Raw genomic sequence first — 12,466 nt, 5'->3', positions numbered from 1 at the left:
TCACTCCACCGGGGTCGGGACGAATTCGCCGGTCGGGAACCCAGCGATGTTGATGGCCAGGGCGTCGAACCAGGGGCCGGTGCCGATGATGTTGCTGAGGATCTCGACGTAGGGGCCGACCTGGTGCAGCGTCGCCCTCAGCTGGTCCCTCCTGTCGACGAGCATGTCGAGCAGCTCGTTGACCTCGGCCAGGGCCGGGCCGATCTCGTCCTCGTTGTCCTCGGCCACCCCCCGCAGCTCGATCGCGAGCACCCGGGCGTTGACGAGCAGCCGGTGGATGGCTGCCTTGCGGCTTCGGAGCTCTTTGAACACCAGGTCGCTGCTGCCCATCAGGTCGATGATGTCGGCACTGCGCCGCTCGAGGATCTTCGTCACCTGCTGCGAGCTCTCGAAGAGCGTCTGGATCTGCTCGTCGCGCTGGGAGACGCTCCGGGAGAGCCGCGCGATCCCGTCGAAGGCGGCGGCGATCTCGGGGGCGGAGTCGTTCAGGGTGCCGGAGACGACGTCGAGCGCCTCGGACAGCTGGCGGGTGTCGATGTCCTCGGTGGTGGTGGTGAGGTCGCCGAACACGCCGACGATGTCGTACGCCGCCTCCGTGTTCTCGAGCGGGATGGTGCCCCCGCTCTCGAGCTCGCCCTCCGGGGACGGCTGCAGGTCCAGGAACTTCTCGCCCAGCAGGTTGAGGACCTCGATCGACGCGGTCGAGTCCGGCCCGAAGTCGACGTCCCCGTCGTCGATCTCGAACTTCACCACCACCCGATCCTCCGCGAGCTCCACGTCGCTCACCCGGCCGACCCGGATCCCGCCGACCTGCACCATGTTGCCCTTGTGGATGCCACTGGCATCGCTGAACTCGGCGTAGTAGGTGGTGCCGCGGAACCCGGGGAACTTGCTCAGGTTGAAGGTGGCGGCAGAGACGACGGCCATCACCACGAGGGTGATGACGCCGAGCCGCAGGACGCGCGCGTCGTTGTTCTTCATCGGTCCTGACACCTCGGAGCCGTGGAGCTGAACTCGTAGCTGGAGAATGCGGCCTCGATCTGGTTGACGATCGGGATGTTGCCGAGGGCCGGGAAGTCGATCTTCACCGAGCTCGCGCAGACGTAGTACTGGTACCAGGAGCCGTAGGTGCCCGTCCGGATCTGGTCGGACATGACCTCGGGCATCCGCTCGAGCAGGTCGACGACCTCGGCGCGCTGGGAAGGATCGTTGAGCAGCTTGGCCAGGTCGTGCAAGGCCACGATGTCGCGCTTCAGCAAAGGGCGGCCCCGGCGCAGCAGGTCGGCGACCGTGACCGTCAGCTCGGAGATGTTGTCGAGCGACCCACCGATGGTCTTGCGATCGCGAGCCAGGTCCTGCATCCAGTCCTTGAGCTCGATCACCAGGGTGCTCAGCTGCTCGCGGTGGCGGTTGACCGTGTCGAGGGTCTCGCTGAGGTTGGTGACGACCTCGCCGATCAGCCGGTCGCGGTCAGCGAGCGTCGTGGTGAGGGAGGCCGTGTGCTCGAGCAGGCCGCGGACGGTGCCGCCCTCGCCCTGGAGCACCTGCACCAGGTTCATGCTGAGCTCGTTGACCTGGTCGGGCGTCAGCGCCTGGAAGAGTGGCTTGAAGCCGTTGAAGAGCACGGTGAGGTCGAGCGAGGGGCGCGTGTTCTCGACAGGGATGGTGTCCCCCTCGTCGATGCTCTCGGCGTCGGCCGCTCCCCTGCCCTGCTCCACCGCCATGTAGCGGTCGCCCACCAGGTTGAGGAACCGGATCTCGGCGGTCGAGGCGGTGGTGAGCTCGATGTCGTCATCGATCCGGAAGGTGACCTTCGCCATCGCCCGCTCGTAGTGCTCGACCTTCTTCACCTCGCCGACGCTGACTCCGGCGACGCGGACGTCGTCGCCCTTCTCGAGCGTGCTCGCGCTGGTGAAGATCGCCTCGTAGGTCTTGCCGCCACCGAGGCCGATGTTGCCCATGAGCACCACGAGCAGCCCGGTCGTCAGCAAGGAGACGACGCTGAAGATCGCGAGCTTGACGCCGGCCGCGGCGAAGACCCGGTTGCGGCTGTGGGAGGAGGTCATCCTGCCTGTTCCCCCTTTCGCACGACCGGTCCGTAGAGCAGGGACCCGAGCGCGCCGTACTGCTCCGGCTCGTTGCCGGTCTGGGTGGCGAGCAGCGCGTTGACGACCTCCTGGTCGCCCTCACTGCCGGCGAAGCCACTGGCGAGGTCGAGGTCGGGCAGCACGCCGAAGTTCGGGAGCATGCTGTCCGGCGGGTTCTCGTCGATGTCGCTGCCGTTGTCGAGCGGCACCCGGTCGCCGGGGACCTTGAACTTCGGGAGGCCGAGGCACCACGGTCCGTGGCCGACCTCGCCGTACTCCATGAGGTCCGACTCGTCGAAGACGCGGTACTGGCGCTGCCCGAACTCCATGTACTGCTTGACGACGTTGCCCTCGAAGGTCTTCGAGAGGATCGGCGCGTAGGCGGCGGCGCCCTTGAGCAGGCAGGGGAACTCCGGGGAGTAGGTGGCCAGCAGCGCGAGCACCGGCTCGGTCACCCGGCCGACCTCGATCATGTTCTGCTCGTTGGCCCTCAGGATCCGCGTCGACGTGCGGGCGAGGCCGGCGAGGTCGGCGAAGAAGATGTCGAGGTCCGCGGCCTTCTCGCTGATCGTGCGGCTGGTGACGGTGACGTTGTCGAGGACGTCGAGCAGGTCGGGTGCGGCGAGGTCGTAGGCGTCGGCGACGTCGGCGAGCGCGATCAGGTCCTGGCGCAGGGTCGGCAGGTGGTCGTCGATCTCGCCCAGGTAGGAGCCCAGCGCGTCCATGGTCTCGCCGATCTGCTCCCCGCGGCCCTCGAGCGCGGTGGCCACTGCGTTGAGTGTCGCGTTGAGGTCGGCGGGCCGGACGGCGCGCAGCAGCGGGAACAGCTCGGCGAGGATCTGGCTCAGCTCGACATTGGTGTTGACCCGGTCGGCCGGGATCACGTCGCCGTCCTCCAGCGACTCCGAGGAGGGCTCGGGCGGCCGGTTGAACGCGATGAACTTCTGGCCGAACAGCGTGGTCGGCAGGATGTCGACCGTGATGTTGGCGGGGATCTCCTTCGCGGCGGCGGGGTCGAGCGCGATGCGGATCTCGGCCTCCTCGCCGTCCTGGCTGATCTCCCGGACCTGGCCGACCAGCGCGCCGTTCATTCGCACGTCGCCGAACTTGGCGAGCTGGAGACCCGCCCGGTCCGCCTTGACCGTCACCGTCGTGACCCGGTCGAACTCCTTGTTGTAGATGGCGATCGAGAGCCAGAGGAGCAGCGCGAAGGACACGAGGAAGGCAACCCCGGCGACCAGCAGCCGGTTGTGCTCCTTCGCGGAGTCGTGGTGGATGTTGACCAGCATCAGGCGCTCACCCCGTGATCCTGACGGTGGTCGTGGAGCCCCAGATAGCGAAGCTGAGGAAGAAGTCGGCCACCACGATGGTGACGATGCTGGTCCGGATCGCCTGCCCCACCGCGCGACCGACGCCCGCGGGCCCGCCGGAGGCGGTGTAGCCGTAGTAGCAGTGGATCAGGATCACCGCGACCGCGAGGAACAGCAGCTTGAAGAAGGACCAGAGCATGTCGATCGGTGGCAGGAACTGGAGGAAGTAGTGGTCGTAGGTGCCGGCCGACTGCCCGTAGATGTAGACGACGATCAGGCGCGGCGAGAGGTACGACGCGCACAGCGCGACGATGTAGAGCGGGATGACCGCGATGAACGCCGCGACGATCCGGGTGGTCACGAGGAACGGCAGTGACGGCACCGCCATCACCTCGAGCGCGTCGATCTCCTCCGAGATCCGCATCGCACCCAGGCGGGCCGTGTAGCCGCACCCGACGGTCGCCGCGAGCGCGATCGCAGAGACCAGCGGTGCCACCTCACGGGTGTTGAAGTACGCCGAGATGAAGGCGCTGAACTTCGCGACACCGATCTGGCTCAGCGACGCGTAGCCCTGGAGCCCGACCTCGGTGCCGGCGAAGAACGACATGAACGCGATCACACCGACAGAGCCGGCGATGACGCTCAGGCCACCGGCGCCGAACGCGACCTCGGCGAGGGTGTTCCAGATCTCGCGCGGGTAGCGCTTGATCGCGCGGGGCACCCAGAAGATCGCCTTGGCGTAGAAGAGCAGCTGGTCGCCGTACCCCTCGAGCGAGCGGCGTCGCGCCTGCACGGTGTCGCCGACGAAGTCCGTGAACGCAGCCATGTCAGAGACCAACCGGGGGGACGACCTGGAAGTAGATCGCGGAGATGACCGCGTTGAGGAAGAACAGCAGCATGAAGGCGACGATCACTGCCTCGTTGACGGCACGACCGACGCCGAGCGGCCCGCCCCCGGCGTTGAGCCCCTTGTACGCCCCCACGATCGCGGCCAGCCAGCCGAAGATGATGGCCTTGACCATCGCGATGTAGAGGTCGGGCAGCGAGGCGAGGGCCGTGAACGACGAGAGGAACGCACCCGCCGAGCCGTCCTGCACGATGACCGTGAAGAAGTAGCCGCCGAAGATGCCGGCGCAGATGACGATGCCGTTGATCATGAAGGCGACGAACATCGTTGCCACGACGCGAGGAGCGACCAGCCGCTCGAGCGGGTCGATCCCGAGCACCTCCATCGCGTCGATCTCCTCGCGGATCTTGCGCGCGCCGAGATCGGAGCAGATGGCGGAGCCGGCAGCGCCGGCGATGATCATCGCCGCCGCGATCGGCGCCGCCTCACGGACGGTGGCGAGCACCGCGGTGGCGCCGGCGAACGACTGCGCGCCGAGCTGTCCGGTGAGGTTGCCGACCTGCAGCGAGATGACCGCGCCGAACGGGATCGACACCAGGATCGTCGGCATCAAGGTCACGCTCGTGATGAACCAGGCCTGCTCCACGAACTCGCGGAACTGGAACGGCCGGGTGAAGATCCGCTTCGTGACCTCGACGGTCATCAGAGCGAGCTCCCCGGGTCCGCGAATGACCGAAGTAGCGCTGAACGCCAACCCGGTCACCTCCCCGTCGTAGCAACGGCATCAATAGTAGAACGTGTTCTTGTTATGCGCACAACGAACCATACTGTGACGCGTTACACAAATCGCTAACGACCCCGGACCAGCGGCAGTCACGGTATCGGGTCAGTTGTCCTGAAACGGCGGGTTCCCGAATGCCGGATTTCACCCCGTTACCATCACGGACCGTGAGCACGACGACGACAGCGAGACTCAGGACCATCGGGCGACACCCCTCCGCCATCCTGCTCGTCGCGCAGCTGGTCGTCGTGCTGCTCTATCCGTTCCTTGACCAGTCCACGGCCGGGAGGGCGGTGATCGGCGTCGTCCAGATGGGCGTCGTGCTCATCGCGACGTGGGCGGTGCGGTCGACCCCGGTGCTGAGCTGGGTGGCGGTGGTCCTCGGCGCGCCGGCGATGGTGCTGACGATCGCCGAGGCGATCTCCCCCGAGTCCGACGCCATCGTGCTCGCCTCGGCCGCCTTCCACGTGCCGTTCTACTTCTTCGTGTCCTACGCGATGGTCCGCTACCTGTTCGAGGACGACGAGGTCACTCGCGACGAGCTGTTCGCCGTGGGCGCGGCGTTCACGGTCGTCGCCTGGGCGTTCGCCTACGTGTACGCCGCCGCGCAGGTGATCTGGCCGGGGTCCTTCATCGGCTACGGCACCGACCCGGGCGCGGACATCTCGTGGTTCGAGCTGCTCTACCTGTCGTTCACCACGCTCACCAGTGTCGGCCTGTCCGACGTCTACCCCGTCCTCGACCACGCCCGGTCGCTGGTGATGGTGGAGCAGGTCGCCGGGGTGCTCTACGTCGCCCTGGTCATCGCGCGCTTCGTCGGCCTCACCCGCGCCCGCCGGACGCGGTAGGGGACGCCTCGACAGGCTCGGCGGTTCTCTACTTGGTCGCTTCAACCATCTGCCGGAGCTCCTTGCGGAGCTCGTTGATCTCGTCGCGCAGCCGGGCCGCGAGCTCGAACTGCAGCTCCGCCGCGGCACCCTTCATCTGGTCCGTGAGGTCCTGGATCAGGGCGGCCAGGTCCGAGCTGGGCAAGCCGGCGAGCTCGCCGGCGTGCTGACCGAGGGCGCCCTCGCCGAGGGTGGGCACCGGAGCCCGGCGACCGTTCACGCCGCCCGCGCGGCCCTTGACCCCGGCATCGGCCCAGGTCTGCAGCAGCTGCTGGGTGGTCTCGTCCTCGCGGGCGAGCATGTCGGTGATGTCGGCGATCTTCTTCCGCAGCGGCTGGGGGTCGACGCCGTGGGCCTCGTTGTAGGCGATCTGCTTGGCGCGGCGCCGGTTGGTCTCGTCGACCGCGGACGCCATCGACGGCGTGATCCGGTCGGCGTACATGTGCACCTGGCCGGACACGTTGCGCGCCGCGCGGCCGATCGTCTGGATGAGCGACTTGTCCGAGCGCAGGAAGCCCTCCTTGTCGGCGTCGAGGATCGACACCAGTGACACCTCGGGCAGGTCGAGGCCCTCACGGAGCAGGTTGATGCCGACGAGCACGTCGTAGGCACCGAGCCGGAGGTCCCGCAGCAGCTCGATCCGCTTGAGCGTGTCGACCTCGGAGTGGAGGTAGCGGGTGCGGATGCCGGCGTCGAGCAGGTAGTCGGTGAGGTCCTCCGACATCTTCTTGGTCAGGGTGGTGACCAAGATCCGTTCGTTGCGCTCGGTGCGCAGCCGGATCTCGTGGATGAGGTCGTCGATCTGGCCCTTGGTCGGCTTGACGACCACCTCCGGGTCGACCAGGCCGGTCGGCCGGATGATCTGCTCGACGACATCGCCCTGGACCTTGTCGAGCTCGTAGTTGCCCGGGGTCGCGGACAGGTAGATGGTCTGGCCGATCCGGTCGAGGAACTCCTCCCACCGCAGCGGCCGGTTGTCCATGGCGCTCGGCAGCCGGAAGCCGTGCTCGACCAGGTTGCGCTTGCGGGACATGTCGCCCTCGTACATGCCGCCGATCTGGGGTACGGCGACGTGCGACTCGTCGATCACCAGGAGGAAGTCCTCCGGGAAATAGTCGAGCAGGCAGTTCGGGGCGGAGCCGCGGGAACGACCGTCGATGTGCATCGAGTAGTTCTCGATGCCCGAGCAGGTGCCGATCTGGCGCATCATCTCGATGTCGTACGACGTGCGCATCCGCAGCCGCTGCGCCTCGAGCATCTTGCCCTGCCGCTCGAAGGTGGCGAGCTGCTCGGTGAGCTCGGCCTCGATGCCGCGGATCGCCCGCTCCATCCGCTCCGGACCGGCGACGTAGTGGCTCGCCGGGAAGATGTAGAGCTCGGTGTCCTCGGTCAGGACCTCCCCCGTGACCGGGTGCAGGGTCATCAGCCGCTCGATCTCGTCGCCGAAGAACTCGACCCGGACCGCCATCTCCTCGTAGACCGGGAAGATCTCCAGGGTGTCGCCCCGCACCCGGAAGGTTCCGCGGGTGAACGCGAGGTCGTTGCGGGTGTACTGGATGTCGACCAGCCGCCGGAGCACCGAGTCGCGGTCGTGCTCCTCACCCACCTTCAGCCGCACCATGCGGTCGACGTACTCCTGCGGGGTGCCGAGGCCGTAGATGCAGGACACCGTCGACACCACGATCACGTCGCGCCGCGTGAGCAGGCTGTTGGTGGCCGAGTAGCGCAGCCGCTCGACCTCCTCGTTGATCGAGCTGTCCTTCTCGATGTAGGTGTCGGTCTGGGGGACGTAGGCCTCGGGCTGGTAGTAGTCGTAGTAGGAGACGAAGTACTCGATCGCGTTGTTCGGGAAGAGCTGGCGCAGCTCGTTGGCGAACTGGGCGGCGAGGGTCTTGTTGGGCTGCATCACGAGCAGCGGACGCTGCACCTGCTCGGCGACCCAGGCGACCGTGGCGGTCTTGCCGGTGCCGGTGGCGCCGAGGAGCACGACGTCCTGCGTGCCGGCCTCGATTCGTCGGGTGATCTCCTTGATGGCCGCCGGCTGGTCGCCGGACGGCCGGTAGTCGGACTCCACCTTGAACGGAGCGACGCGACGCTCGAGGTCGGTGATCGGACGCATGGCTACGAGCGTACGAGGCCCCGCCGACAACTAGCTCCGCGGCCGGTCGGGCGCGACGCGGAGCGTGTGCAGCGCCGTGGCGAGCATCCGGTAGTGCCCGACCAGCATCACGATCTCGATCGTCGCGCGTTCGTCGTACGACGCACGCAGCGCGGCCCAAGTGTCGTCGGACAGGTCGTCCGTGGCGAGCAGCTCGTCGGCCGCCGCTAGCAACGTCCGCTCCGGCTCGGCCCACCCGTCCAGCCCCCCGGCCTCGACCCGGGCGATCTCGTCGGCGGTGAGCCCGGCCCGGCGGCCGAGCCGCCGGTGCTGGGTCAGCTCGTAGTCCGAGCCGCGGGTGGTCGCGACGCGCAGGATCACCAGCTCGGACTCCCGGCGCGAGAGCCGCCCGCCCGGCATCAGCCGTCCCGCGAAGTGCAGCCACCCCCAGAACAGCCGGCGGTGCCGGCCCAGCGTGCGGAACACCGCCGGCGACTCGGTGCCGGTGACCCGGCCGGCGGCGTACGCGAAGGCAGCGACGAACGGCCCGGTCTGCCGCCACGTGCCCGGGGGCACGCGCGGCCCGTCGCCGGTCATCGCAGGTCGGCCCGGCGGGCCTGGTCGACGGCGGGCAGCACCCGGTGCGCGCCCCAGCTGAAGACCCTCATCGCGAGCGCGTAGCCGGGCGGGAAGTAGCGCTGGAGCCAGTGCACGAGCCGGATGTCGGCCGACGTGTAGACCCAGTAGCGGTTGCGCCGGACGCCCTTCCAGATCGCCTCCGCCGCCCGCTCGGGCGAGACCGCGTGGCGCTGGAACTGCTTCCGCGCCCGCACGAACCTGCGGTCCTGGGCATCGACGCCGGCGATCCGGATCGTCCGGACCAGGCCGGTGTCGACCCCACCGGGGCAGACCAGGGTGACGCCGATGCGATGCCGCCGGAGGTCGTAGCGCAGGACCTCGGAGATGCCGCGCAGCCCGAACTTGGTCGCGCTGTAGGCGGCGTGCCAGGGCATCGCGATGATGCCGGCGGCCGAGGACACGTTGACCAGCTGGCCGCCGCGTCCCGCCTCGATCATCGGCGGCACGAACTCCTCGATCACGTGGATCGGGCCCATCAGGTTGACCTCGACCAGCGAGCGCCAGTGCTCGTGCTCGAGCCCGCGCACGGTCCCCCAGATCGCGATGCCGGCGACGTTCACGACGTCCATCGCCCCGGACGTCTCCGTCGCGCGGGCCGCGAGCCGTCGTACGGCGTCGTGGTCGGTGATGTCGGCCTGCTCGGCGAGTGCCACCCGGCCACCGGCGGCCGCCGCTTCCTCGGCGACCTGCGCGAGGAGGTCCGCCTGGATATCGGTGAGGTGCAGCACCGCGCCCTCGCCGGCCGCCTGCAGCGCGACGGCGCGCCCGATGCCGCTCGCTGCTCCGGTGACGAAGACGTTCTTGCCGGCCAGGTCGCGGACCGGAGGTCTCATCATCGTCATCACAACAGGGGTCGCAGCGGTTGGAGGAAGGCCTCGGTGAACTTGCGGTGGAGGTCGCGCGCCTCCCACTCCTCGCTGGTGAGCTCGAGGCAGTTCGCCTGGTCGACCAGGAAGATCTCCTCGAGCTGGACGGCGAGCGCCTTGTCGATCGCCTCGAGGTTGATCTCGTAGTTGCCCTGGAGGCTCAGCCGGTCGATGTTGGCCGTGCCGACCGTGCACCAGGTGCCGTCGACGGTGGCTGTCTTCGCGTGCACCATGGCGTCCCGGAACCGGAGGATCCGCACGCCCGCGTCGAGCAGCTGGCTGAAGTAGCCGCGAGAGATCCAGTCGGCGACGATGTGGTTGGACTTGAGCGGCAGCAGGAGCCGTACGTCGACACCGCGCCGGGAGGCGTCCTTGAGCGCGTCGACGAAGTCCTGGTCCGGCAGGAAGTAGGCCTGGGTCAGCCAGACGTTGCGGCTGGCGCGGTTGATGGCCTCGAGATACATCCCCCGGATCGGGAAGACCCACAGCCGCGGCACGTTGCGCTGGACGCGGATCAACGGCTCCCAGGTGGAGGCGGTCTCGAGCAGCAGCGGGCGCTCGGAAGCGCGGAGGCGGCGCCGGCGGTTGAGGTTCCAGAAGTCGGCGAACGCACGCTTGAGGTCCCAGACCGCCGGCCCGGTGACCCGGACGTGGGTGTCGCGCCACTCCGTCTCGTAGGCGGAGCCGATGTTGTAGCCGCCGATGAAGCCGGTGTGGTCGTCGACCACCAGGATCTTGCGGTGGTCGCGGCCGTACCTGCGCAGGTCGAAGAACCGCCAGCCCGCGGAGTAGACCGGGTAGCGCAGCACCTTCATCGACGACGGGAAGCGCTTGAACGTCGGCGCCACCACGAGGTTCGCGAAGCCGTCGTAGATGCAGTAGACCTCGACGCCACGGTCCGCGGCCGCCGCCAGCGCGCGCTTGAAGCGCTCGCCCGTCGCGTCGCCCTTCCAGATGTAGGTCTCGAAGAGGACCTGCCGCTGCGCGCCGTCGATGGCCGCGATCATGTCGTCGTACAGGTCGCGACCGAAGGTGTACGTCGTCACCTCGCCGTCGCCGACCGTGACCGTCTCCGGGTCCCGGGTGGGGAACGGCTTGGGCTTCTTCCCACGACGCCGGTAGGAGTCGACCAGTGACATGGTGACCGCGAGGCCGATCTGGATCCCGAGGATCGTCAGCAGGAGTCGGCGGATCAGCCGGGAGAGTCCCATCCCCTCGCGCCCGTCCTGCCTGTCCACACGCGTCAATCTAGTGGGCAGGCGATCGCGCGACGTCGCGACCCGCTCGCTACTCGGGCGGCGGAACGTCGAACGGGTTCACCTTCTCGACGAGCCAGTCGTCGCCCTCGCGCACCATCGCGATCGAGTACCACTCCGCGTCGAGCACGCCCTTGGGGTCGTCCTTGGACCTGATCCTCTGGCGCACGTAGGCAAGGACCTTGACGTGGTCGTCGTCGACGAGGGTGTACGCCGAGTGCACGACCTCACCAACGGCCACGGTCTTGGTGAGCTTGACGGCCTTCACCAGATTGGGGATGACGTCGTTCGCGTAGTGGTCCTTCTGGTCGTCCGCGAGGTACCTGGTCCAGTTGTCGCGGACCTCATCGATCTCGCGGTAGTCGTAGGAGGTGATCACGCCGAGGATCTCCTCGGCAGCAGCCTGCGCCTCCGGACCGACGGCGTAGGAGTCGACCTGCTCCTCCGCTTTGTCGCGCTCCTCCTCCGCGCTGTTCTTGCCCTGGACGAGCCAGATCACCGCGACCCAGGTCGCGACGAGGACACCGACGAGCGCGAGGATGACCAGCCGGTAGACCTTCTCGCGCTGCTGGTCGTCCTCCACCACCTTCTCGACGCTCATCGGACCGGACCAGGGGCGTGGGCGGCACCGCGCTGGAGGCGGGCGAACGAGGCCGAGCAGGAGCCCCCGGTCTGGAACGCGTAGCGCTCCGGGTCGTAGGGCTCGTGCCGCGTCGTCCCGTAGTCGCAGCGAGCCGTGCGGACGGGAATCAGCTCGAGGTGCAGCTTTCCGTCGTGAATGCCCGCGACCAACGCACCGAGACCTCGCGGGTACGCCTGGAGCATCTTGCGTAGGTGAGGCTCGTAGGACATCACCACGTCGGTGAAGCTCACGCCGGCGTCGAGGAACCCAGGGAGCACCTCGTTAGCGTCGCGGATCAGCTCCATCAGGTCGTCGATCTGACCCGGAGTGCGGTCGAGGACCCGCTGCCACTCGGGCTCGTAGCTGCGGAGGAACGCCGCGAACTGCTTGGCCTTCGTGCCCAGCGTGCGCAGGTTGCCCTCGTTGTCGCTGACGATCCGAAGGACGGTGCCGGCGTTGGTGATCACGCGGTTCGTCTCGGGCCACACCGCGTCGAGGGTGGCGAGCAGGTCGGTGCCCTGGTCGAGGATCCGGCCCAGGTCGTCGCCGGTGCCGGCGAGCGCCGTGCTGAGCTCCCCCAGCACGACCCGGAGCTTCTTGTCGTCGATCTGGTCGAGCACACCTTGGACAGCGACCACCGTCTCGCTCAGGCTCTCCGGCAGGTCCGTGGACTCTGCCCCGATCTCGTCGCCGGTCTCCAGGAACGGTCCGTCAGTCGACTCCGGCTGGAAGTCGAGGTACTGCTCACCGACGGGCGACAGGCTGCGGACGCGGACGAAGGCGTCCTTCGGGATGTCGGTGCCCGCGCTCAGGCGGACCGTCGCGACCACACCGTCGTCAGTGGGCACGATCTCGGTCACCTTGCCGACCTTGATACCGCGGTAGGTGACGGCCGAGCCCTCGAACAGACCGCCGGTCTGCTCGAGCTCGACATCGACGGTCACGGCCCGCGACGTCAGCGGCTGGTCGAGCACGGCGGCGAAGATGTACGAGATCGCGATGATGAACACGAGGACGACGCCCACCGCACTGAGGTACAGGCGGTCGGTGAGGATGCTGCGCAAGCTCGGCAT

The 12,466-nt window shown here is 68.2% G+C and carries 12 protein-coding genes; 1 reads left to right on the top strand and 11 read right to left on the bottom strand.

What is annotated here, in order from left to right; translation table 11 throughout:
- The 5 genes from D0Z08_RS24445 to D0Z08_RS24425 are packed head-to-tail and all read right to left on the bottom strand — an operon-like array spanning window position 1 to window position 4,947.
- A complete protein-coding gene (locus D0Z08_RS24445) occupies window positions 1–981 on the bottom strand; it encodes an MCE family protein (RefSeq protein ID WP_118927895.1) in 981 nt (326 codons plus the stop codon).
- A complete protein-coding gene (locus tag D0Z08_RS24440) occupies window positions 978–2,066 on the bottom strand; it encodes an MCE family protein (RefSeq protein WP_118927894.1) in 1,089 nt (362 codons plus the stop codon). The genes D0Z08_RS24445 and D0Z08_RS24440 overlap by 4 nt, the downstream gene beginning before the upstream one ends.
- Window positions 2,063–3,376, bottom strand: a complete 1,314-nt coding sequence (locus D0Z08_RS24435) for an MCE family protein (protein ID WP_118927893.1) — start codon at window positions 3,374–3,376, stop codon at window positions 2,063–2,065. Before D0Z08_RS24435 ends, D0Z08_RS24440 begins: the two co-directional genes overlap by 4 nt.
- Before the next feature lie 7 nt (window positions 3,377–3,383).
- Window positions 3,384–4,223, bottom strand: a complete 840-nt coding sequence (locus tag D0Z08_RS24430; RefSeq protein WP_118927892.1) for an MlaE family ABC transporter permease — start codon at window positions 4,221–4,223, stop codon at window positions 3,384–3,386.
- 1 nt (window position 4,224) lies between these two features.
- Window positions 4,225–4,947, bottom strand: coding sequence for an MlaE family ABC transporter permease (locus tag D0Z08_RS24425; protein WP_182481467.1), 723 nt, complete (start codon window positions 4,945–4,947; stop codon window positions 4,225–4,227).
- 245 nt (window positions 4,948–5,192) lie between these two features.
- Between D0Z08_RS24425 and D0Z08_RS24420 the strand changes: the two genes are divergently transcribed.
- Window positions 5,193–5,873, top strand: a complete 681-nt coding sequence (locus tag D0Z08_RS24420; RefSeq protein WP_245994402.1) for an ion channel — start codon at window positions 5,193–5,195, stop codon at window positions 5,871–5,873.
- Between the two features lie 28 nt (window positions 5,874–5,901).
- On the opposite strand, the gene uvrB is transcribed toward D0Z08_RS24420, so the two are convergent.
- The 6 genes from uvrB to D0Z08_RS24390 are packed head-to-tail and all read right to left on the bottom strand — an operon-like array spanning window position 5,902 to window position 12,466.
- Window positions 5,902–8,031, bottom strand: coding sequence for an excinuclease ABC subunit UvrB (gene uvrB / locus D0Z08_RS24415; protein ID WP_118927890.1), 2,130 nt, complete (start codon window positions 8,029–8,031; stop codon window positions 5,902–5,904).
- Window positions 8,032–8,061: 30 nt separating this feature from the next.
- Window positions 8,062–8,586, bottom strand: a complete 525-nt coding sequence (locus D0Z08_RS24410; RefSeq protein WP_245994399.1) for a carboxymuconolactone decarboxylase family protein — start codon at window positions 8,584–8,586, stop codon at window positions 8,062–8,064.
- A 17-nt stretch (window positions 8,587–8,603) separates the two neighbouring features.
- On the bottom strand, window positions 8,604–9,485 hold the full coding sequence (locus tag D0Z08_RS24405; protein ID WP_245994395.1) for an SDR family oxidoreductase: 882 nt from the start codon (window positions 9,483–9,485) through the stop codon (window positions 8,604–8,606).
- 5 nt (window positions 9,486–9,490) lie between these two features.
- A complete protein-coding gene (locus D0Z08_RS24400) occupies window positions 9,491–10,753 on the bottom strand; it encodes a phospholipase D-like domain-containing protein (protein ID WP_342772376.1) in 1,263 nt (420 codons plus the stop codon).
- A gap of 49 nt (window positions 10,754–10,802) precedes the next feature.
- A complete protein-coding gene (locus D0Z08_RS24395; RefSeq protein WP_118927886.1) occupies window positions 10,803–11,372 on the bottom strand; it encodes a hypothetical protein in 570 nt (189 codons plus the stop codon).
- The gene (locus D0Z08_RS24390; RefSeq protein WP_118927885.1) at window positions 11,369–12,466 is read right to left on the bottom strand and encodes an MlaD family protein; all 1,098 of its coding nucleotides are present in this window, start codon (window positions 12,464–12,466) and stop codon (window positions 11,369–11,371) included. The genes D0Z08_RS24395 and D0Z08_RS24390 overlap by 4 nt, the downstream gene beginning before the upstream one ends.

Source organism: Nocardioides immobilis (assembly GCF_003515065.1).
Taxonomy (GTDB): domain Bacteria; phylum Actinomycetota; class Actinomycetes; order Propionibacteriales; family Nocardioidaceae; genus Nocardioides; species Nocardioides immobilis.
The sequence above is the reverse complement of the archived record's forward strand: the minus strand, read 5'-3'. Positions and strand labels throughout refer to the sequence as shown.